The 22,800-nt window shown below is 58.6% G+C and carries 19 protein-coding genes; 9 read left to right on the top strand and 10 right to left on the bottom strand.

Annotation, left to right across the window (positions count from 1 at the left end; all coding sequences use genetic code 11):
- The first annotated feature begins 1 nt into the window (after position 1).
- Positions 2-1,366 (top strand): PFL family protein, encoded by a 1,365-nt coding sequence (locus tag ABRP98_RS04545; RefSeq protein WP_349857733.1) that lies wholly within the window; start codon positions 2-4, stop codon positions 1,364-1,366.
- A 59-nt stretch (positions 1,367-1,425) separates the two neighbouring features.
- On the opposite strand, the gene ABRP98_RS04540 is transcribed toward ABRP98_RS04545, so the two are convergent.
- The 9 genes from ABRP98_RS04540 to ABRP98_RS04500 form a co-directional block, all read right to left on the bottom strand.
- Positions 1,426-2,754 (bottom strand): DUF2254 domain-containing protein, encoded by a 1,329-nt coding sequence (locus tag ABRP98_RS04540; RefSeq protein ID WP_349857731.1) that lies wholly within the window; start codon positions 2,752-2,754, stop codon positions 1,426-1,428.
- A gap of 5 nt (positions 2,755-2,759) precedes the next feature.
- Entirely contained in the window at positions 2,760-4,391 is a 1,632-nt protein-coding gene (locus tag ABRP98_RS04535; RefSeq protein WP_284769782.1) for an ABC-F family ATP-binding cassette domain-containing protein, read from the bottom strand.
- 93 nt (positions 4,392-4,484) lie between these two features.
- Positions 4,485-4,892 carry a metal-sulfur cluster assembly factor gene (locus ABRP98_RS04530; RefSeq protein ID WP_005279145.1) on the bottom strand — a complete coding sequence of 136 codons (408 nt, stop codon included), beginning with the start codon at positions 4,890-4,892 and terminating at the stop codon, positions 4,485-4,487.
- Positions 4,893-5,345 (bottom strand): Fe-S cluster assembly sulfur transfer protein SufU, encoded by a 453-nt coding sequence (gene sufU / locus ABRP98_RS04525; RefSeq protein ID WP_005279143.1) that lies wholly within the window; start codon positions 5,343-5,345, stop codon positions 4,893-4,895.
- Positions 5,345-6,589 (bottom strand): cysteine desulfurase, encoded by a 1,245-nt coding sequence (locus ABRP98_RS04520; protein ID WP_349857728.1) that lies wholly within the window; start codon positions 6,587-6,589, stop codon positions 5,345-5,347. Before ABRP98_RS04520 ends, sufU begins: the two co-directional genes overlap by 1 nt.
- Before the next feature lie 46 nt (positions 6,590-6,635).
- Positions 6,636-7,394 (bottom strand): Fe-S cluster assembly ATPase SufC, encoded by a 759-nt coding sequence (gene sufC / locus ABRP98_RS04515; protein ID WP_005279139.1) that lies wholly within the window; start codon positions 7,392-7,394, stop codon positions 6,636-6,638.
- 30 nt (positions 7,395-7,424) lie between these two features.
- Positions 7,425-8,579: a Fe-S cluster assembly protein SufD gene (sufD, locus tag ABRP98_RS04510; protein WP_349857727.1), complete on the bottom strand. Its 1,155-nt coding sequence runs from the start codon at positions 8,577-8,579 to the stop codon at positions 7,425-7,427.
- Between the two features lie 4 nt (positions 8,580-8,583).
- Complete coding sequence (sufB, locus tag ABRP98_RS04505; RefSeq protein WP_284769780.1) at positions 8,584-10,023, bottom strand: Fe-S cluster assembly protein SufB; 1,440 nt, start codon at positions 10,021-10,023, stop codon at positions 8,584-8,586.
- Complete coding sequence (locus ABRP98_RS04500; protein ID WP_284769779.1) at positions 10,020-10,757, bottom strand: helix-turn-helix transcriptional regulator; 738 nt, start codon at positions 10,755-10,757, stop codon at positions 10,020-10,022. The genes sufB and ABRP98_RS04500 overlap by 4 nt, the downstream gene beginning before the upstream one ends.
- A 217-nt stretch (positions 10,758-10,974) precedes the next feature.
- On the opposite strand from ABRP98_RS04500, the gene mptB reads away from it, so the two are divergent.
- The 5 genes from mptB to ABRP98_RS04475 all read left to right on the top strand — a co-directional run bounded on the left by mptB (position 10,975) and on the right by ABRP98_RS04475 (position 16,610).
- Positions 10,975-12,699, top strand: a complete 1,725-nt coding sequence (mptB, locus tag ABRP98_RS04495; protein ID WP_349857726.1) for a polyprenol phosphomannose-dependent alpha 1,6 mannosyltransferase MptB — start codon at positions 10,975-10,977, stop codon at positions 12,697-12,699.
- 6 nt (positions 12,700-12,705) lie between these two features.
- Positions 12,706-13,635, top strand: a complete 930-nt coding sequence (locus ABRP98_RS04490; protein WP_349857724.1) for an ABC transporter ATP-binding protein — start codon at positions 12,706-12,708, stop codon at positions 13,633-13,635.
- Between the two features lie 85 nt (positions 13,636-13,720).
- Entirely contained in the window at positions 13,721-14,485 is a 765-nt protein-coding gene (locus ABRP98_RS04485; RefSeq protein WP_349857723.1) for an ABC transporter permease, read from the top strand.
- A gap of 70 nt (positions 14,486-14,555) precedes the next feature.
- The gene (locus tag ABRP98_RS04480; RefSeq protein ID WP_349857721.1) at positions 14,556-15,584 is read left to right on the top strand and encodes a COX15/CtaA family protein; all 1,029 of its coding nucleotides are present in this window, start codon (positions 14,556-14,558) and stop codon (positions 15,582-15,584) included.
- Positions 15,585-15,641: 57 nt separating this feature from the next.
- Positions 15,642-16,610, top strand: coding sequence for a quinone oxidoreductase family protein (locus ABRP98_RS04475; protein WP_284851688.1), 969 nt, complete (start codon positions 15,642-15,644; stop codon positions 16,608-16,610).
- 52 nt (positions 16,611-16,662) lie between these two features.
- Here the strand turns inward: ABRP98_RS04475 and ABRP98_RS04470 are convergent, their stop codons facing one another.
- Positions 16,663-17,607, bottom strand: coding sequence for a heme o synthase (locus ABRP98_RS04470; RefSeq protein WP_349857719.1), 945 nt, complete (start codon positions 17,605-17,607; stop codon positions 16,663-16,665).
- 364 nt (positions 17,608-17,971) lie between these two features.
- Between ABRP98_RS04470 and tkt the strand changes: the two genes are divergently transcribed.
- The 3 genes from tkt (at position 17,972) to zwf (ending at position 22,793) form a co-directional block, all read left to right on the top strand.
- Entirely contained in the window at positions 17,972-20,044 is a 2,073-nt protein-coding gene (gene tkt / locus ABRP98_RS04465; RefSeq protein WP_349857747.1) for a transketolase, read from the top strand.
- 31 nt (positions 20,045-20,075) lie between these two features.
- Positions 20,076-21,161 carry a transaldolase gene (gene tal / locus ABRP98_RS04460; protein ID WP_349857716.1) on the top strand — a complete coding sequence of 362 codons (1,086 nt, stop codon included), beginning with the start codon at positions 20,076-20,078 and terminating at the stop codon, positions 21,159-21,161.
- 99 nt (positions 21,162-21,260) lie between these two features.
- Positions 21,261-22,793 (top strand): glucose-6-phosphate dehydrogenase, encoded by a 1,533-nt coding sequence (gene zwf, locus ABRP98_RS04455; RefSeq protein WP_284769771.1) that lies wholly within the window; start codon positions 21,261-21,263, stop codon positions 22,791-22,793.
- Positions 22,794-22,800 lie beyond the last annotated feature (7 nt).

Genomic DNA, 22,800 nt, shown 5'->3' with positions numbered 1-22,800 from the left:
CATGAGCACGCGTTTTAATACCACCAATATCTTGGACACCATCGAGATGATCGAAAATTATCGTCTCGATATCCGCACCGTAACGATGGGCATTTCCCTGCTGGGATGCACGCGCTCGACCATGGAGGCTACCTGCCAGGCCATCTATGACCGCGTAACGCAGCAAGCGGGCCGCCTGGTTGAGGTATGTGAGGGCATCGAAGGTGAACTCGGCATCCCCATCGTCAACAAGCGCATCTCCGTCACCCCCATTTCCCTCGTTGTCGCAGGCTTGGACGGCAACCCCGTCGATGCCGCGCGGGCGCTGGATAAGGCCGCGAAGGAGGTGGGCGTTAACTTTGTCGGCGGCTACTCCGCGCTGGTAGAAAAGGGTGCGACGAGCGCAGAGCAAAAACTCATTTCCTCCATCCCCGAAGCCTTGGCCGAGACGGACGTGGTGTGTTCCTCGGTCAATATCGCCAGCTCTCGCGCCGGCATCAACATGGATGCGACGAAGCAGATGGGCGAGGTCATTAAGGAAGCCGCTGAGCTTACCAAGGATAATTCCGCGATCGCCTGCGCCAAGCTCGTCGTCTTTGCCAATTCCGTGGGCGATAATCCGTTTATGGCTGGTGCTTTCCACGGCATCGAGGAGCCCGACTGCGTCGTCTCCGTCGGTGTCTCGGGCCCTGGCGTAGTGGACCGCGCCCTTGGTTCCTTGGAAGGCGCAACCCTGGATCAGGTTGCAGAAGAAGTGAAGAAGGCCGCCTTCAAGATCACCCGTGCCGGCCAGCTCGTGGGCAATATGGCCTCCGAGCGCCTCGGCGTTCCCTTCGGCATCATTGACCTTTCCTTGGCTCCCACGGCGGAACTCGGCGATTCCGTGGCGCACATCCTCGAGCACATGGGCCTCGATCAGGTAGGTACGCATGGCACGACGGCGGCATTGGCGCTGCTTAACGATGCCGTGAAGAAGGGCGGCATGATGGCATGCTCGCGCGTGGGTGGCTTGTCCGGTTCCTTCATTCCCGTCTCTGAGGACAGGGGCATGATCGATGCCGTGAAGTCCGGCTCCATTTCCATGGACAAGTTGGAGGCCATGACCGCGATCTGCTCGGTCGGCTTTGACATGATTGCGCTGCCTGGAGATACCTCCGCGGCCACGATTTCCGGCATGATTGCGGATGAAGCCGCAATCGGCGTGATGAATCATAAGACCACCGCCGTGCGCGTCATTCCGGTACCTGGCGCCAAGGTGGGCGACGAGGTCAGCTTCGGTGGCCTCTTGGGCTATGCCCCGATCATCCCGGTTAATACGGTGGGCAACTCGCAGTTCATTAACCGCGGTGGCTTTATCCCCGCACCGGTGCACGGTTTCCGCAACTAGGTGTGGGGTACTCCACACCTAGGGGGACACGCGCCTAGGGCAAGCGCGCCAAGGCTCCGCTAAGACTCGGAGTCCTCATTCTCCTCGCCCGGTTTTTCGGATTCTTCCCACCGGGCGAGGTTTGCTTTAAAGTGCTGAAAAGAATCCTCTAGCTGGCGCAATTCCACCTCGCCACCGACCTGGCGGCCCGCATCGGAGTAGATGGCCTCCGCCGCTTCATCTAGGACATTACGGCGTTCCACGGTCCGCAGCAGCGCGACCACCTTGGCCAGGTTATTCAACAGGCTCAGATAGATCTCGGCGTTATCGGCCGCATCGCGGCGGATTTGGGTGAACATCGCCTCAATGATCTGTTCGTAGCTAAAGGTTTGATAGTCCAAGCGGAACTCGCCATCGATATGCATAATCCCCTGCGGCAAGCGCTTGTCCCCAATGACCACCAAGATTTGCGTGAAGCGGTCAATGATGTCGATGACCGTATAAGGATCATTGACGCCGGTACTGAGAGCGCGAGCAGCAATCTCTGCGAGGTGCCGGGCAGTAAACCGAGGGTCGTGCGCAGAGGCATCCTCGCGGTGCTGCGTGACCACGATGTGCTTTTCAATGTTTTCCGGCATGTGCGGCACGCCGTGGGCAATGACCTCGCCTTCTAGCACGAGATCGCCGGGGGCGACGCCCAGATGAACAGCACAATCTTCTTCGGCCGCGGCTTGGGCAATGGACTTGTAGTCCACGAATTTCAGGTAGCCCGTTTGGGAGCTGCGGGTTGCGTCGGCGGATTCGTAGAAATCCGTCCCCGGGGCCTTTGATACCTTCTCTTCCTCACCACGCTCAATAAGGCGCCGCATATGCTCTTCCACATCTTGTGCCACCACGTGCACCACGTGAGACATGCTAATAGACTGCGCGATGTGGACGATGAAATAAATCAAAAAGACCACGCATATCAGCGCCAAGGCAATGTCGACTGCGACATTCAGCGAGGGGACGTGTTCTTGCTTGCCCTCGCCGCCGGCGCGCACGGCACGTAGAGAGAGCAGCGAATAGGTAAAGGTCGCCAGGTAGATCCCCAGCGTGGACTGGATGGAACGGTCCTTTAAAAACTCGTGCAACAGGCGCGGGCCCATCACCGTCACCACGCCGGAAAGCGCGGTCAGGGTGATAAAGAACAGGGTGCCGGCCAGAGACAGCGTGGCGGTGGCAACGGCGGTGAGCAGGCCCTGGGCACTTTCCGCGCTGCCGTCATAAAGTCGAGAGAGCGCCAGATCGAAGTTGCGGTCGATCGCCAGCATGGCTTCGGCCGCCACGACTGCTACCGCTACCGCTACGGCGGGAATGACCCAAAACTTATCCCGCCAGGCGGGCATCCTCTCGATCAGCGTCTTCATAAGGCTTAAGCCAGCTCGACGATTTCCATGTACTCATCGGACCACAGATCTTCATCACCGTCCGGCATGATGATCACGCGCTCAGGGTCGAGTGCCTTTACCGCACCCGGATCGTGGGTTACCAAGACCACCGCGCCCGTGTACGTATTGAGCGCATCGAGCACCTGCTCGCGAGAGATGGGGTCGAGGTTATTGGTCGGCTCATCGAGAAGCAGCACATTCGCGCGGCTGGAGACCAAAGTGGCCAGCGACAGGCGGGTTTTCTCACCGCCGGACAGCGTTCCAGCCGGCTGCTGCAGTTTATCGCCGGAAAACATAAACGCGCCCAGCAGTCCGCGCAGCTCTTGCTGGTCCGCATCGGGGCAGGCCTCGATGGTGTTTTCCCACACGCTTTTATCCGGGTGGATATTGTCGTGCTCCTGGGCAAAGTAGCCAATGCGCAAACCGTGGCCGCTGACGATGCCGCCTTCGCCGTCGGTGCGCTCCTCCCCCGCCAAAAGCTTCAGCAAGGTGGTCTTACCGGCACCGTTATATCCCAGGACAACGACCCTGGAGCCCTTATCGATGGCCAGGTCCACTCCCGCGAATACCTCCAGCGAGCCATACATCTTGGTCAAGCCCTTAGCGTTCATAGGCGTCTTGCCACACGCGGCCGGCTCGGGGAATTTAATATTGGCTACCTTATCCGCAACACGCACCTCATCGAGGTCATTCATCATGCGTTCGGCTCGGTTCAGCATCTGCTTAGCCGCTGCGGCCTTGGTGGCCTTGGCACCCAATTTAGCGGCCTGCTTTTGCAACGCGGAGGCCTTCTTTTCCGCATTCGCGCGCTCGCGGCGCCGGCGCGCCTCATCAGTGGCGCGGGCGTCGAGGTACTTCTTATACCCCATGTTGTAGACATCCGCCTCGCCGCGCACCGCATCGAGGAACCAGACCTTATTACAGACCGCCTCGAGCAACTCCACGTCGTGGGAAATCATGACCAGACCGCCCTCGTGCTTGGACAGGAACTGGCGGAGCCAGACGATGGAGTCCGCATCTAGGTGGTTGGTCGGCTCATCCAGGAGCAACGTGGTCTGGGATTTGCCTGATCCCTCGCTGGCTGCAAAAAGGATCTGCGCCAGCTCTACGCGGCGCCGCTGGCCACCGGATAACGTCTTAAGCTTTTGGTCTAAAACGCGCTGCGGCAGGCCCAAGTTATCGCAGATTTGAGCGCACTCGGAGTCGGCCTCGTAACCGCCCAAGGAATCGAATTGTTCTTCCAGACGGGAGTATTTACGGATGGCCTTGTCGCGAAACTTCTCGTCCGTTGCCGTTTCCATCAGCTCTTGCTGCTTGGCCATCCGCCGCTTAATATCATCCAGCCCGCGGGCAGAAAGCACGCGCTCGCGCGCGGTTTGCTCGATATTGCCTTCACGCGAATCCTGCGGAAGGTAGCCAATCGGACCCGAGCGAGAAACCGTGCCTCCATAAGGCTCGGTCTCACCGGCCAAGATGCGCATGGTCGTGGTCTTTCCCGCACCATTGCGGCCCACTAGCCCGATGCGGTCGCCGGGTTGGACGCGGAGGTGCTGTCCGGGGGCATCGAGAAGCGTGCGGGCGCCTACGCGTACCTCAAAATCATTGGTCACAATCACGACAAGCCAGTCTAGCAATCAAAACTCAAGGCACTAATTCACGCAGAAAAGCGGCGGTAATACTACCGCCGCTTTCCCGCTATTCCGTGGTGACTAAACCGCGAAGCCCAGAGCTTGGAGCTGCTCGCGGCCTTCTTCGGAAATCATGTGTGGGCCCCAAGGCGGCATCCACACCCAGTTGATACGCACGCCATCGGCAAGCTTCTTGCCGGTAACGATGTCCTCAACCTGCTCCGCAATGACATCGGTCAAAGGGCAGGCCGGCGAGGTCAGCGTCATGTTAATCATGGCGAGCTCTTTGCCATCTTCTTCTTCCAGCCACAGGTCATAGACCAAGCCCAAGTCAACAACGTTGATACCGAGCTCGGGGTCGATGACGTCGCGCATGAACTCGGTGATGTCAAAGGCCTTCGACAGCTGTTCTTCCGTCTGCTCCGGCCGCTCACCGCCTGCGCTGAAGGATGAATTCTCGTTCTGGTAAGGATCTACGGGATCGGTCATTTACTTCTCCACTTCATTGAGCGCATCTGCGGTGGCGGCCTGAAAAGCCTTCCACCCTAGCAGCGCGCATTTAACTCGTGCCGGGTATTGAGAAACGCCTGCAAAGGCAACACCATCGCCGATGATGTCCTCATCGCCTTCGTCCTGGCCACGCGAGGTAACCATCTTTTCAAACTCGGCAAGCTTTTTATTGGCTTCCTCCAAGGGCAGGCCGACGATCTCTTCCGCCATGACGGACGTCGATGCTTGGGAGATGGAGCAGCCTTCGGCGTCGTAGGACACATCCTCAACGGTCTTGCCATCTGCGGAAAGGTTGACGCGCAACGTGAGCTCATCACCGCATGAGGGGTTCACGTGGTGGACCTCTGCCTGGAACGGCTCGCGCAACCCCGCGTGTTGCGGATTTTTATAGTGATCCAAGATCACGTCTTGGTACATCGAATCAAGATTCATTAGGCAACTCCAAAGAAATCGCGGGCAGCCTTAATGGCTTCTACCAGCTTATCTACTTCAGCTTCCGTGTTGTATAGGTAAAAGCTGGCGCGCGCGGTGGACTGTGCACCGCAGGCGCGGTGCAGCGGCCATGCGCAGTGGTGACCTACGCGGATGGATACGCCCTGGTCATCGAGCACCTGCCCCAAATCGTGCGGGTGAACGCCTTCCACGGTAAAGGAGATGGCCGCGCCACGGTTTTCAGCCGTTTCTGGGCCGATGATGCGCAGGCCAGGAATCTCACGAAGCTGCTCCAAGGCATAGGCGGTGAGCTCCTGCTCGTGGGCATGGATATTATCCATCCCCACTTCCTCGAGGAACTTCACCGCTGCACCGAGGCCGACGACCTGGCTGGTCATCTGCGTTCCGGCTTCAAACCGCGTTGGCGGTTCCGCGAAGGTGGTGCCTTCCATCTTCACTACCTCGATCATGGATCCACCCGTGAGGAATGGAGGAAGCTTGCACAGCAACTCGTCCTTGCCGTAGAGCACGCCCACACCATTGGGGCCACACATCTTGTGGCCTGAGAATGCGGCGAAATCCACATCCAAGGCATGGAAATCTACCGGCATGTGCGGGACGGACTGGCAGGCATCGAGCACCACCATGGCGTTAACCGCGCGGGCGCGGCGCACCATTTCCTCGACATCGGATACAGCGCCAGTCACATTGGACTGATGAGTAAACGCAACAACCTTGACGGACTCGTCGAGCTCGAGCGAATCCAGGTCGATGCGGCCATCGTCAGTCAACGAGTACCACTTCAAGGTGGCCCCGGTGCGCTCACAGAGCTCTTGCCAAGGCACGAGGTTAGCGTGGTGCTCGAGCTCCGTGATGACGACGGTATCGCCCTCTCCTACGTAGAGCTCGCCCGCGCGCTCATCGGAAAGCGTATAGGCAACCTCATTAAGCGCCTCGGTGGCGTTTTTCGCAAAGGCAATCTCATCGCGATCCGCGCCAACAAAGGCGGCAATGGCCTGCCGGGCCGACTCATAGGCGTTATCCGCCTCCTCAGCCAGCTGGTACGAGCCGCGGTGAACCGGGGCGTTGGTATGGAGAACGAACTCCTCCTCTGCCTTCCATACCGGCAGCGGGCGCTGGGAGGTAGCCCCCGAATCCAGGTACACCAGCGGCTCATCGCCGCGCACGGTGCGCTGCAGGATTGGGAACTGCTCCCTAATTGCGTTTACATCAAATCCAGACATAAAACTTCTTCGATTCATCGAGGATGAACCAGCACTGGGCTGGTCTTTACTGCAGGAACTGGTCGTAGCCGTCAGACTCGAGCTGGTCTGCCAACTCGGCCCCGCCGGTCTTAACAACCTGGCCGTTAGCGAATACGTGCACGAAATCAGGCTGGACGTAGTTCAGGATGCGCTTGTAGTGGGTAATCATCAAGATGCCGCCATTGGTGTCATCCTGGTAGCGGTTGATGCCATCAGAAACAATGCGCAGCGCGTCAACGTCCAAGCCGGAGTCGGTCTCATCCATGACCGCGAACTTGGGCTTTAGGATGTCCAGTTGCATGACCTCGTGGCGCTTCTTCTCGCCACCAGAAAAGCCCTCGTTGACGGAGCGGGAGATGAAGGACTTATCAATCTTCAGGTTCTCGCGAGCCTCAGTAAGTTCCTTATTCCACTCGCGCAGCTTGGGGGCCTCGCCGCGGATGGAGGTCACGGCGGAACGCATGAACTGCGATACCTTCACGCCAGGCACCTCGGTTGGGTACTGCATGGCTAGGAACAGGCCGGCGCGAGCGCGCTCGTCGACGGGCATGTCAAGAAGGTTTTCGCCATCGAGAAGCACCTCGCCCTCGGTGACCTCGTACTTCGGGTGACCGGCGATGGTGTAGGACAAGGTGGACTTGCCGGAGCCGTTGGGTCCCATGATGGCGTGGATCTCGCCCGAGTTGATGGTGAGGTTGACGCCCTTGAGGATTTCCTTGGGCTCGCCGTTTTCTTCATTCGGCAGAACCTGGGCGTGGAGATTCTTAATTTCCAGAGTAGACATAGTTTTTGTGGGTTTCCTTCTGTAAGTGCGTTAAGCGGAGATCTTTTCCAGTTCTTCGGAAATGCGGTTTTCCAGTTCCTCGGACAGGGATTGCACCGGAATGCGGTGGATGACCTCATTGAAGAAGCCACGAATGATGAGGCGACGAGCCTCTGCCTCCGGAATGCCGCGGGACATCAAGTAGAACAGCTCGATATCGTCAAAGCGTCCAACCGTGGCGGCGTGGCCGGCGCCGGTGATCTCACCGGTTTCGATTTCCAAGTTCGGGATGGCGTCAGCGCGCGCACCGTCCGTGAGAATAAGGTTATTATTCGTCTCATAGGTATCGGTGCCCTGTGCGTTGGAGCGGATAAGCACGTCTCCCACCCAGCAGGTACGAGCCTCGTTCTTCTTCTCACCCTGCAATGCGCCCTTGTACAGGACATTGGAGCGACAATTCGGAACCGAGTGATCCACGAGCATGCGGTTTTCGAAGTACTGACCAGAATCGGCGAAGTACACGCCCAGCAACTCGGCGTCACCGCCGGGAGCGGTGAAGTTCACGCGTGGGACGATGCGCACGACCTCGCCGCCGAAGATGGCAGAGTTATGGCGCAGCACTGCATCGCGTCCTACCTGAGCTACCTGGTTGGACAGGTGCACCGCGTCGTTTTCCCAGTCGACATCCACGATGACGGTCAGGTGCGCGCCATCGCCGATGATGAACTCCACGTTATCCGCATGGGTGCCAGAGCCAACGTACTTCAGCACAACGGTGGCTTCTGCATGGTGGCCTACCTCAATGGAGGTGGCACCGAAGGAGGTCACGTCCTCGCCCTTACCCGTATAGGTAATGGTGATGGGATCTTCCACCTGCACCTCAGGGTCAACGGTTACCACTTGACCTTCCGGCATGGAGGTCCATGCCTGAGCGGCCACGCGGTCAGAAGGCTTGCCCACGCGGCCAAGACGCTCATCGTCGCGGCTTACAGTCTCCGCAGAAACGCCAGGGTGCTCGCTTACTTTCACGTCCTGGGCAACCGCTTGAGCAAATTCCCCGTTGTGCAGGCCCCGCAGCTTGCGGAGGGAAACAAAACGCCATACCTCGTCGCGGCCGTGCGGTACCGGGAAATCCTCCACGTTGGTAGAGGTAAAGACGTCACCCTTGGTGATCTTATCCGGATTGAATTCGTTCGAAGCGACCATTTCTTTAGCCGACCGATCCTTCCATTTGCAGTTCGATGAGGCGGTTGAGCTCGAGGGCGTATTCCATCGGCAGCTCCTTAGCAATCGGCTCAACGAAGCCACGCACGATCATTGCCATTGCTTCTTCTTCCGCAATGCCGCGGGACATGAGGTAGAACAGCTGCTCTTCAGAAACCTGCGAAACGGTTGCCTCGTGGCCCAGAGTGACGTACTCGTTGCGGATATCGTTGTACGGGTATGTGTCCGAACGCGAAATATTGTCCACGAGCAAGGCATCGCATTCCACGTTGGACGTGGAGTGGTGCGCATTCTGATTGACCTGCACCAGTCCGCGGTAAGCAGCGCGGCCACCGGCGCGGGCAACGGACTTGGAGACGATATTGGAGGAGGTGTAGGGAGCCATGTGCGTCATCTTCGCACCGGTGTCCTGGAACTGTCCCTCGCCGGCGAAGGCAACGGAGAGCACCTCACCCTTAGCGTGCGGACCGGTCATCCACACGGCCGGGTACTTCATGGTGACCTTGGAGCCGATGTTGCCATCGACCCATTCCATGGTGCCGCCCTCTTCCACCTTGGTGCGCTTGGTCACCAAGTTATAGACGTTGCTGGACCAGTTCTGAATCGTTGTATAGCGGCAGCGGCCGCCCTTCTTCACGATGATCTCAACTACCGCGGAGTGCAGGGAGTCTGACTTGTAGATAGGCGCGGTGCAGCCTTCCACGTAGTGAACGTAGGCATCCTCATCCACGATGATGAGGGTGCGCTCAAACTGGCCCATGTTCTCAGTATTAATACGGAAGTAGGCCTGCAGCGGGATGTCAACGTGCACGCCCTTCGGGACATAAATGAAGGAGCCGCCGGACCACACTGCGGAGTTCAACGCGGAGAATTTATTGTCACCGGCAGGGATGACGGTGCCGAAGTATTCTTCAAAAAGCTCCGGGTAATCGCGCAGCGCAGTATCGGTATCAACGAAGATAACGCCCTGGCTTTCCAGGTCCTCGCGAATCTGGTGGTAGACAACCTCAGACTCGTACTGCGCGGCCACACCGGCAACTAAGCGCTGCTTTTCTGCCTCTGGAATGCCCAGCTTGTCGTAGGTGGCCTTAATATCATCCGGGAGGTCGTCCCAGGTCTGTGCCTGCTCTTCGGTGGACTTGACGTAGTACTTGATCTGGTCAAAGTCGATGCCGGAGAGATCCGCACCCCAAGAGGGAATAGGCTTCTTGTCAAAGATATTCAGAGCCTTGAGACGCTGGTTCAGCATCCACTCGGGCTCGCCCTTCTTTGCGGAAATATCGCGGACAACGTCCTCGTTCAGGCCACGGGCGGCAGAAGCGCCGGCCGAGTCCGAGTCGTGCCAGCCGTACTCATACGCACCAATAGAATCGATGATCTCATCATCGGTCATCTTATTGTCAGGTGCCGATTGTGCCTGGGTCATGACTCGCTCCTTTCAGTATTAGTTTTGACAGGTGTCAAGGGGATATTCGTGGTACAAATTCCGTGGCCATCTGCGATAGAAGCCAAAGGTTGTACGTGTTTGCCTAAGAGGGCGGAAAAGACTTCCTGCTCTGCCTCGCACAGTTCGGGATGCTCGGCCGCCACATGGGCAACCGGGCAATGGTGCTGACAGATTTGCACTCCCTGTCCAGCACGGTCCACGGTGGCGGCGTACCCGTGCTTATCCAGGGTTTCAGCCAGTTTGCGCGCCACTTCCTCGACCGATTCTTCCGCGTCCACGAAGGGACGCACATCAGCGATGATGCGCTCAAACCGCGCCTTAGCGAAGTTCTTTACAGCCTCTGAACCGCCCGCAGAGCGCAGCGCGGTCAACGCTTCAGAAGCTAATTCATCATAGGCATGGCCAAATTGCGCACGCCCACGATCCGTCAGGCGGAAGTGCTTTGCCGGTCGCCCACGCCCCGTTCCGGAGTGCATCCGCGAACGAGAAACTGGACGGCGCTCGACAACTTCCGTTAGTTCTTCTTCCACCAGAATGTCTAAATGCCGGCGGATCCCGGCGGTCGAAAGACCAAGGCGCTCACCCAGGTAAGAGGCGGTTACAGGGCCATCTTTAAGCAAAAGCAGCAGTACCTGGCGGCGGGTATCACCATCCGTGGATCGTGATTCCTTCACCGCCATATGCGCGGCTGCCGCGCGCTGCGTGTTGCCCATACCCTAAAACCTCCCTTCCTTAGGTCAGCTACCTGCAGTCGCTGTGCTCCGTCGCGCCGAAAATGCCGTCGCCACGGAAGCGCCATAACTGCGCTTTCATCATTAGACAACACTAGTGTTCCTTAATTCATTCCGGAATGCCACCATTGCAGTTACCGGGCGTGGCGGCGGGGGGGTAAATTTCCCACCCCACGGTCCTCGCGTAAGGTCTAAAGCCATGAAAGGGAAACTACGGGGAGTGCTCGATAGCGTTAAGGCAGAACTGCCGCGCTTGGGTACCGCAGGTTCTCGTTCCGCACAGTTGCACGCTGAAGGCACAGGCGCGCAAGCCGGTGATACTCGCTACGATTTCATCACCCAAGCGCCAGAGGTCCTCCAGCACACCACAGTCTCCCAAAAGCGCACCTTTTTCATCTTGCGGTGGGCGGGAACCGTCGGATCCCTCCTCATTGCCTTTGGTGCTTTGGGCGCGGGTGCCTTGCCGGTCGTGGGCAACCCTTATGACAATGTGCCCTTTGGCTCGCTCATGTCTCGCATGCTGCAGACCTCGTCTGCGCTCGTCATGGTGGGCGTGGGACTTTTAGTTACGGCCTGGATTTTCCTCGCCCCATTCGTGGGCACCCCGCTGCGCCAAGCCCGACCCGGCGAACCCGCTAGCGATCGCCCCCGCCGGCTCGTTTCTCCGCGCCAGCTGTGGATCACGTGGGCCGGGTGGGTCTTCCCCCTCATCTTCACCGCGCCCTTATTTACCCAAGACATTTATTCTTATTTGGCCAATGGGTCCATCGTCGCACAAGGGATGGATCCCTATTCCGCCGGCCCGGTGCAGCTCTTGGGCGCTGGCGACGAGCTCGCGCGCTCCGTCCCATTTATCTGGGCAAATTCACCATCCCCCTACGGGCCAGTTGCCCTGGGATTGGCGGCAGTCGTCAGCATCGTCACCGGAAACTCCATCGTCTTAGGCGTAATTGCCCACCGCCTACTTTCCATCGTGGGCATCATCGTGGCCGGCTGGGCCATCACGCAGCTTGCTCAGCGATGCCGCGTCTCCCCTGCCTCTGCACTATGGCTCGGCATCTTGAACCCACTGACCATTCTTCACCTCGTGGGCGGTATCCATAATGAATCCATCATGCTTGGATTGTCGTTATTGGGCATGGAGCTCGGTTTAAGGGGCATCGATAAGCTGGGGCACGATAAAAGAGGAGCCTACTTAGCACTCATAGCCTCGGGAGTTTTCCTATCCTGCGCCGGAATGGTCAAGGTTACTGGCTTTATTGGACTCGGCTTTATCGGCATGGCTTATGCCCGCCACTTGCACATGCAGGCACGCGTGCCACGCTGGCAAGCCTTATTCACGGCCATCGCCGTACAGGCTGCGGTGCTCGTAGTCACCATTGCGCTCATCAGCCTCATCACGGGAATTAACCTCGGATGGATTACCGGGCAAGGCGGCGCCGCCACAATTCGGTCTTGGCTTTCACTGTCCACAACGGTAGGAGTTGGCGCCGGTTTCCTCGGGATGTTTCTAGGGCTTGGGGACCATACAGACGCCATATTGACCATCACCCGCAGTTTCGGTGTCTTGGTCGCAGTCGCCTTTATGGCCCGCATGCTGTACGCCACCCTGCGCGGATATATTCACCCCGTCGGCGGGCTGGGAATCTCTACCCTGGTGCTTGTCATTTTCTTCCCGGTGGTCCACCCCTGGTACATCCTGTGGGCCGTTTTGCCATTGGCAGCGTGGGCGAACCGGCACATCTTCCGGTTTAGCGTCGTTGCCTATACCGGCGCGATGAGCTTTTTCGTCCTACCGCGTGGCCTAGGCCTACCTGCGGGAACGGTGCTTTCCATTTATATCGCCGCTGCCTGCGCATTCGCCGTAGTGGCCGGATTGTGGTGGGTTGCTATGCGCCGAAATGGAATCCGTGTCTTAAACTAGGCACCCGTGAATGCAATTCCAGCTGATAACCCCGCCTTGTCCTTGGAGGGTGTGGTAAAGAAATTTGGCCCCACGGCAGCCGTCAACGGGCTCAGCCTGAGCGTTGCACACGGCGAAATATTCTGCCTGCTCGGGCCCAATGGTGCTGGCAAGTCCACCACCATCGAAATGTCTGAAGGCTTTATCCACCCCACCGCCGGGTCCATTAAGGTCTTGGGCCTTGACCCCAGCACCGCACCAGATAGGGTGCGCGAAAAAGTGGGAATCATGCTGCAAGGCGGCGGGTCCTACTCAGGTATCCGCGTGCTAGAAATGCTGGAATTGACCGCACGCTATAACGCCAATCCACTGCCACCGCAGTGGTTGCTCGAAACCCTCGGCTTGCAAGGTGTTGCACGCACGTCCTACCGGCGGCTGTCCGGCGGGCAACAACAGCGACTATCGCTCGCACTCGCGGTCATCGGCAGGCCCGAGCTGGTTTTCCTCGATGAACCCACCGCGGGCATGGACGCCCAATCCCGCCTCGCCGTGTGGGATCTCATCCGCGCCCTCAAGCGCGACGGGGCCACCGTTATATTGACCACCCACCTGATGGATGAGGCTGAATCGCTGGCAGATCACATCGCCATCATGGATCACGGCGCGCTCGTGGCGCAGGGAACCCCGGCAGAACTGACCTCCCAGGGCGAGGCCGCCGGTTTTAGTTTTAGCGCCAACTCCGCAGTTGACTTGGACGCCTTGCAACGAATTGGGATCCCCACGACCGCCTCGCGGCCACTGCACTACCGCGTGAGCCAGCCCAGTTCACCGGAATTGATTTCCGCCCTCGCCGCCGAGCTCGCCCGGCAAGGAGTGCTTTTGCGAAGCCTAGAATCCCACCACCGGAACCTCGAGGAGGTATTCCTCGATCTCACAGGCAGGCACTTGCGCAGTTGATGAAGCCCTGTGTCTTGTCTTCATCCTAGAATCACCAGTACCCGCACCCACCACAAGCGAATTTTCAAGGAATAGGCCCCCGTTTATGAGCACAACGTTTCCCCCCGGCACTTTCCGCCCGGCACCCAAGCGGGCGAGCGCAGGCGCCATCATCCTTGCCCAAGGCGGCATGGAAGCCAAGCTCATGCTGCGCCACGGCGAACAACAACTGCTCAGCATCGTTATCCCACTCGCCATCCTGCTTGGGACCGCCCACCTGGAATCAACCACAGGCCATGGTCTGCACGAGGTTTTCCCCATGGTGCTTGCGGTAGCGGCGACATCGGCTGGCTTTACCGGGCAAGCCATCTCCCTGGCCTTTGACCGCCGCTACGGGGCTTTAAAGCGCACCGGCGCCTCCGGCGTACCGGCATGGGCGATTATCGGCGGCAAAATCATCGGAGTGTTAACGATGGTGGTATTCCAGATTCTCGTGCTCGGTGCCACGGCCTTTGCCTTGGGCCTGCGCATCAGTGTGCCCGGGATTCTGCTCATGATCATCTCGCTCATATTTGGCGTCGCTGCCTTTACCGCCATGGGTTTGGTGCTTGGCGGCACCCTCAGCTCTGAGGCCGTACTCGCGCTGGCAAACCTCATTTGGTTCATCCTTTTGGCGATCGTCGGCTGGGCCCTATATTCCCAGGGCTTGGGGGATAATGGCCTGCTCAATATCGTGCCTACAGTGGCGCTTGCGGGCGCGCTTGCCGATGCCTCCAATTCCACCTTTCCCGGCATCGAACTCATTTCCTTGACCGCGTGGCTGGCAGTGGCGTCGTATGCGGCCGTTCGTTGGTTCCGCTTCGATGGCTAAATGTGAGTTATGACCAGATCCCTGCGAAAAAGAGCCAAAGGTTTCGGTTCGCTACACACCCACTAGTAGGATGCTCCTTGTGAATTACTGGACCAGAACTAAACGCTTTTTTAAAGAAGCCGTCCCTACCGTGGAGCAACAGCGCCTCATCGCGCTAATCCTGATCTTCTGCCAAGGCGGCATCAGCGTATCTGGTTCCATTGTCCGCGTCACCGGCTCCGGCCTTGGTTGCCCCACGTGGCCCCAGTGCCAGCCTGGTTCCTTGGTGCCGGTAGAAGGCGCAGCACCGGCAATCCACCAGGTCATCGAGTTTGGCAACCGCCTCCTCACCTTTGTTGATTCCGCCGCAGCCGGCGCGGCAGTAACCGCGATGTACATGGCGTGCCGCCGTCCTGAGCTCAGGGTCTATGCCTGGCTCAACGTGGCCGGCATCGTGCTGCAGGCCGTTATCGGCGGCATCTCCGTGCACCTGGATCTGCGCTGGTGGTCCGTAGCACTTCACTTCCTGCCCTCCATGGTGCTGGTATGGCTTGCCTGCATGTTGTACGCCCGCATTAAGGAACCCGATGATGGCACCGCACAGCCGCGGTTCCCGCAAGCGATTCGTATTCTCGCCGTCATCGCTACCATCGCCCTCTCGATCGTCCTGATTACCGGCACCATGGTGACCGGTTCCGGTGTGCACTCCGGTGACTCCGGGGTGGGAATGGAAGGCCGCTTGGATGTAGATACCGAGTCCATGGCTATCGCCCACGCCATGTGCATGTACGTCTACCTCATCTTTACCGCCATCACCGTCTTCCTGCTGTACAAGCACCGCACGCCGCAGGAAGCCAAGAAGGCTGGTTGGGTCCTTATCGTCTGCATCCTCATTCAGTGGGCCGTGGGCGTCTTGCAGTTCTATCTGGGCGTGCCGCGGTGGACGGTCCCCTTCCACATCGGTATGTCCGCCGTGGTCACTGGCTTTACCGCCCTGCTCTGGGCACATGGGCGCCGCCGCGTCGGTGGCACTCCGGACCTCATCTCAGGCTCGCCCGTCGGGGACGATAAATACGCCGTCCGCCAGCACGCATTAAATGAGGAACGCGCCGCCGTCTAAACTTTAGACAGCACTATCTTTCTGCAGCTAGTGGGCGTTGTGGGATAGCATGGCCGTATGCATGCTATCCAAATCACAGAAACGGGCGGGCCGGAAGTCTTGCGCTACGCCGAGGTTCCTGCCCCCACGCCCACTGAGGATGAAGTCTTAGTCGATGTCACCGTAGCGGGCGTGAACTATATCGATACCTACTACCGCGAGGGTATCTATAACGCTCAGACGCCTTTCATCCCTGGCTTTGAGGGAACGGGACGCGTTGTCCACGATCCCAAGGGAGAAATTGCGGAAGGCTCCCTGGTGGCATGGCACCACGCCTTTGGCTCCTATGCCGAGCAGGTTTGCGTCCCTCGAAATGGCCTTGTCGCCGTGCCGGATGATTTCCCCACCGAAATCGCGGCCTCGATGCTGCTGCAAGGCATGACCGCACACTTCCTGTCCCACGGCGTCTATGAGCTGGGCGAAGGCGCTACCTGCCTTATCACCGCTGGTGCGGGTGGTGTGGGCCAACTGTTGACCCAAATGGCGTCCTCTTTGGGGGCAACGGTCTATACCGTCGTCTCCACCGATGAGAAGGAAGAGATTTCGTATAAGTGCGGCGCCGACCACGTCTTTCGCTACAGCGATGGCTTGGGCGAGCAGGTTCGCCGGTTTAATGGCGGCCGCGGCGTCGATGTGGTCTATGACGGCGTGGGCCAAGCCACCTTCTTCGAATCGCTCGAAGCCGTTCGCCCGCGCGGCACCGTCGCACTCTTTGGTGCTGCCTCCGGCCCGGTCGAGCCCATCGATCCTCAGCTGCTTAATAAGCACGGCTCGATTTTCTTAACGCGACCTTCACTTGGAGCGTGGACGGCGCAAGAGGGCGAATTCCAGATGCGCGCGCAAGCGGTGGTCCAGGCCGTGATGGATGGAGACCTCAAGTTCAACGTTTCGGCCTCCTACCCCTTAGAAGATGCAGCACAGGCCCACCGCGACCTACAATCGCGCAGCACCACCGGTTCCATTGTCCTGCGGGTAAAACAGGACTAGGGCACAAAAAGCGCGGGCCACAAAGGCTCGCGCTTCAGCGTGCTACTGGGTTCTAGAACAGGGTGGCGGACCAACCGAGCATCCGGCCAATTGGTTCCCAGCCTATGACGGCATCGATGGACAGGCCGATAAAGAGTACCGACAGGTAGTTATTTGAATAGATAAACAGGCGCATGGGTTTTACCTTTGCGCCTTTCTTTACGCCTTGGTGCAGGCGAATGGATAGCCACAAAAAGACCGCACCGGAAGTTACGGCGGCGATAAGGTAAATCCACGATGCCGCAGGGACGATCAGCAGCGTGACGATGACGGTGCCGATGGAATACCACACGATTTGGCGCGTTACCTCTTGCTCCGTCGCCACGACCGGCAACATCGGGACGCCGGCCTTGCGGTAATCTTCCTTATACTTCATGGCCAAGGCCCACGTATGTGGCGGAGTCCAGAAAAAGATAATAAGGAATAGGACTATTGCCTGCCACCAGCGATCGGGCTCGCCTGCTGGCGCGTTATCACGAATCACGGCCCAACCCACCATGGCCGGCATACATCCTGCTAAACCGCCCCACACGATGTTTTGGGCATTGCGCATCTTCAAAAACTTGGTGTAGACGAAGACGTAAAAGAAGTTCGTCAGGATGACGAAGAACGCCGCCAACCAAGAATTTGCGAGGATTCCCAGCCAGAGCACCGAAACCACGAGCATGATCCAAGCAAAGATCGCCGCGTTTCGCTTAGAAATCGTGGCGCGCACTAGTGGCCGCGCTCGGGTGCGTTGCATCTTTTGGTCAATTTCATAATCGACCACATTATTAAAGGTATGGGCAGCAGCAGCGCCCATCCAACCGCCGAAAATGGTGGAAATGATGAGCCAGATATTTTCAGAAACCGCCTCAACGCCCCGTTGTGCTTGGAGCATCGCCGGAATTGCGGCCACGAGGAGGAGTTCAATAATCCTCGGCTTCGTTAGCGCAAAATAGGCCTTGATGGTCTCCAAGGAATTCCTCCACTATCTGAACAGACGTTGATCTACAGCACACACGCTACACAGTGCGGTATGCCCACGGTGTAGTGGTCGCACACCCCGGCACAAAAGTTCCGGAGAATTAATTCACACTATGGCTTACATTTAAAATGCGCTACACATGGATCGTATCAATGCAGCGGAAATGCAGAGAGTAACTAATGCTATGCCGTACACCGCTTAGCCATGCCAGCTTACCGGTTACCCGCAGCTTTCAATAATTCCGCACCACCGTCAAAAAAGTAACTAGACTGTATGGAGTTCAGTAGTTAACGCCTAGAGTTAAGCGAGGCTTTATACCGTGTCGAAAGATAATTTGTCCCCAGACCTGCAAGCTATGGTCGAGCGCCGTTATCCGGACGACTGGACAGAGACCGATACTCGCGCGGTCGACACCGTGCGCGTCCTTGCTGCCGATGCCGTCCAGAATTGCGGCTCCGGGCACCCAGGCACGGCGATGTCCTTGGCTCCCCTCGCCTACACGCTTTACCAGCGCGTTCTCAATCACGACCCCAATGACGTGAATTGGGCGGGCCGCGACCGCTTCGTGCTGTCTGTCGGCCACTCTTCCCTGACCCTGTACATTCAGCTTTTCTTGGGTGGTTTCGGCTTGGAGATGAAAGATCTCCAACAGCTGCGCACCTGGGGCTCCCTTACCCCTGGCCACCCTGAGGTGCACCACACCGATGGCGTGGAGATCACCACCGGCCCCCTCGGTCAGGGCCTGGCATCATCGGTGGGCATGGCCATGGCCGCCCGCAAAGAGCGCGGCCTCTTCGATCCTGAGGCACCAGCTGGTCAATCCCCGTTTGATCACTACGTCTATACCATTGCCTCCGATGGTGACCTGCAGGAAGGCGTTACCGCAGAGGCATCGTCCCTGGCCGGCACCCAGAAGCTGGGCAACCTGATCGTTTTCTGGGACGATAACCGCATTTCCATCGAGGATGACACCAATATCGCCTTCAACGAGGACGTCGCCGCGCGCTATGAGGCATACGGCTGGCACGTCCAGACTGTTGAATCCGGCGAGGACGTCGTCGCCATTGAAGAGGCAGTGCGCAATGCCCAGCAGGAAACGGAGCGCCCCTCCTTCATCCGCGTTAAGACGGTGATTGGTTACCCTGCCCCCACCAAGATGAACACCGGTGGCGTGCACGGCGCCGCGCTTGGCGATGACGAAGTTGCCGCCACCAAGGAAGTGCTCGGCTTCGATCCAGAAAAAACCTTCCACATCGATGAAGAGGTCTTGGCTCACACCCGCAAGCTGGGTGAACGCGGTGCCGAAAAGCACGCGCAGTGGCAAGAAAAGTTCGACGCTTGGGCAGCGGAAAACGCCGAGAATAAGGCGCTCTTTGACCGTGTGACGGCCCGCGAATTGCCAGAAAACTTCGACGCCGAGCTGCCTGTATGGGAGCCAGGTGATGCGATTGCCACCCGTAAAGCCTCCGAAGCGACCATCCAAGCGCTGGCCGCTGCCTTGCCAGAAATGTGGGGCGGCTCGGCCGACTTGGCGGGTTCCAATAACACCGTGATTAAGGGCGCGGATTCCTTCGGTCCTGAAAACATCACCACCAATAAGTGGTCCGCACAGCCATATGGCCGCAACCTCCACTTTGGCATCCGCGAGCACGCGATGTCCGCCATCATGAACGGAATCGCTCTCCACGGAAATACCCGCGTATATGGCGGTACCTTCCTGATCTTCTCCGAGTATCAGTACCCTGCCGTGCGCCTCGGCTCGCTGATGTCTACCGATACCTACTACGTGTGGACCCACGACTCTATTGGCTTGGGCGAAGACGGCCCTACCCACCAGCCGGTAGAAACCCTGTCCGCGTTGCGCGCCATTCCGAACCTGTCTGTAATCCGGCCTGCCGATGCCAATGAAACCGCACAGGCCTGGGCCGCAGCGATGGAATACAAGGCTGCACCGAAGGGCCTTGCGCTTAGCCGCCAGAATCTTCCCGTCTTGGAAGGCACCAAGGAAAAGGCACGCGATGGCGTTCGCCGCGGTGCCTACACCTTGGTCGAAGGCTCCAAGGATGAACCCGATGTCATCTTGCTGGCCACTGGTTCGGAGGTACAGCTCGCCGTGGAAGCCGCCCAGCAGCTCGAAAGCGAAGGCACGGCCGCCCGCGTGGTATCGGCACCGTGCCTGGAGTGGTTCGACGAGCAGGACGCAGAATACCGCGAATCGGTCCTGCCCAGCAGCGTGAAAGCCCGCGTTTCCGTCGAAGCTGGCCTCGCCATGTCGTGGCACAAATACACCGGTACTTTTGGCCGCAACGTCTCCCTAGAGCACTACGGAGCTTCTGCTCCCGGCGACGAGCTCTTCAAAAAGTTTGGCTTCACCTCTGCTGCAGTTGCCGATGCCGCACGCGAGAGCATCGCCGAAACGCAGCGCTAAGCCCACCTCACCGACGCTAAAAGGAATGACTATGAACAACATTTCTGAACTTGCCCAATTAGGTACTTCCACATGGCTCGATGATCTCTCGCGCCAGCGTTTGGAGTCTGGAAACTTAAAAGAGATTATTTCCTCCAAGTCCATCGTGGGTGTAACGACCAACCCGGCCATCTTCGCCACCGCTATGACTAGTGGCACAGCCTATGACGCGGACTTGGCTGCATTGAAGGAGAAGGGTGCTTCGGCCGATGAGGCCGTCTACTCCCTGGCCATTACGGACGTGCAAAACGCCTGTGACCTTTTCGCCGATATTTACGCCGAGACCGACGGCCAGGATGGCCGCGTATCCATCGAGGTGGATCCGCGCATCTCTAACGATGCAGCGGCAACCCTCAAGCAGGCCCGCGAACTGTGGGACAAGGTGGACCGCCCCAATGCGATGATCAAGATCCCGGCTACCAAGGGCTCCCTTCCCGCAATCGAGGATGCCCTCGCAGATGGAATCAGCGTCAATGTCACCTTGATCTTTTCGGTGTCTCGCTACCGCGAGGTCATCTCCGCATTCCAGGCTGGGCTCAAGCGCGCGGCCGAGGGTGGCAAGGACGTCACCAAGATTCATTCGGTCGCATCCTTCTTCGTCTCCCGCCTGGATACGGAAGTTGATAAGCGCTTAGAAGCTATCGGTTCCGAAGAAGCCCTGTCCCTGCGCGGCAAGGCCGGTGTCGCTAATGCGCAGCGTGCCTACGCCCTCTTCCAAGAAGAATTGCTCGGTGACAACGGCCTCCCAGAAGGCGCTCCCGTACAGCGACCACTGTGGGCTTCCACCGGCGTGAAAAACCCTGATTACCCAGCAACGCTGTACGTGACCGAGCTGGCTGGGCCGCACACGGTCAATACCATGCCGGAAAAGACCATTGATGCGGTCCTGCAGGAAGGTGGCCTCCACGGCGACACCCTGTCCACGGCCGGCGAAGAAGCCGAGAAGGTCTTCTCCCAGCTCGAATCGGTGGGCATTGACCTAGAAGATGTCTTCGTGGTCCTTGAGCGCGAAGGCGTCGACAAGTTCGTCGCCGCGTGGAATGACCTCCTTGATTCCCTCAAACAGCGACTCGCGTAAACTACGACCGTGGTCTTAGCCCCGCCGGAAAGCCGGCGGGGCATTATGCCGCCACTAGTTGAAAGACTACTTAGCTTTTCCCTCCAGGAAGGATAATCCGTGACGGACTCAGCCGCTTGGGTCAATCCCTTGCGTAATGCCGCCGATAAACGATTGCCACGCATCGCGGGCCCCGCGGGCATGGTCATCTTTGGTGTAACCGGCGACTTAGCTTTCAAAAAGCTCTTGCCGGCCATCTATGACCTTGCCAGCCGCGGTCTCTTGCCCGCGGGCTTCACGCTCGTCGGCTATGGCCGCAGGAACTGGGATAACGCGGACTTCTGCGATTATTTCCGCAGCGCGGTAGAAGCCGGTGCCCGCACTGACTTTAACCACGACGTCTGGGAGCACTTATCCCAAGGAATCGAGTTCGTGCAAGGATCCTTTGATGATGAGGGCTTCGACAGGCTTTCTGCACGGTTGGCCGAGCTGGATAAGGCCCGGGGCACGGGAAGCAACTGGGCATACTACCTTTCGGTGCCGCCAGAGTTCTTCTCCGATATCTGCCACCAATTGGAACGCGTGGGCATGGCCAATTCCATGGAGGATTCGTGGCGCCGCGTGATCATCGAAAAGCCCTTTGGACATGACCAGGAATCCGCGCGCGAACTCAATGAAATCGTCAACGCGGTCTTCCCCGAATCGGCCGTCTTCCGCATCGATCACTACCTGGGCAAAGAGACCGTGCAAAATATTATGGCGCTGCGGTTTGCCAACCAGATCTTTGAGCCGATGTGGAACGCGCACTATATCGACCACGTGCAAATTACCATGGCCGAAGATATCGGCCTCGGCGGCCGCGCTGGCTATTATGACGGAATCGGCGCTGCACGCGACGTTATTCAAAACCACCTCCTGCAGCTGCTCGCCCTCGTCGCAATGGAGGAACCCTCTTCCTTCGAGCCGGAGGCGCTGCGCGCCGAAAAGGTCAAGGTGCTGCGCGCCACGCAGCCAGTGCATCCGCTGAATAAAACCACCGCTCGTGGCCAATACACCGCCGGTTGGCAGGGCTCGGAATACGTGAAGGGCTTACGCGAGGAGGAAGGCTTCGATCCCGCCTCCACTACCGAGACGTACGCGGCATGTACGCTGGAGGTCAATTCGCGGCGCTGGGGTGGCGTGCCGTTCTACCTGCGCACGGGAAAGCGGCTGGGGCGCCGCGTTACCGAGATTGCCTTGGTCTTCAAGGCCGCGCCGAACCAGCCCTTTGTCGATGGCGAAACCGATGCCCTTGGCCAAAATGCGGTGGTTATCCGCGTTCAACCAGATGAGGGCGTCACCATGCGCTTTGGCTCAAAGGTGCCAGGCTCCACCATGGAAGTGCGCGATGTGAACATGGACTTTGCCTATGCCGAGGCATTCACCGAGGAATCCCCCGAGGCCTATGAGCGCCTCATCTTGGATGCCCTCCTCGATGAATCATCCCTGTTCCCCACCAATGAAGAAGTCGAACTATCGTGGTCGATTTTGGATCCGATCATCGATTACTGGTCCAAGCATGGTGAGCCCGAAGATTATAAGGCGGGCACATGGGGGCCCACCTCAGCCGATAAGATGCTGCGCCGCCGGGGTCACTCCTGGCGCCGCCCGTAGAAGGGAT

The sequence above is a fragment of the Corynebacterium sp. KPL2838 genome (genome assembly GCF_040225455.1).
Taxonomy (GTDB): Bacteria; Actinomycetota; Actinomycetes; order Mycobacteriales; family Mycobacteriaceae; genus Corynebacterium; species Corynebacterium rhinophilum.
Note: the sequence above shows the minus strand (reverse complement) of the source record. Positions and strands in the feature narration are given on the sequence as shown.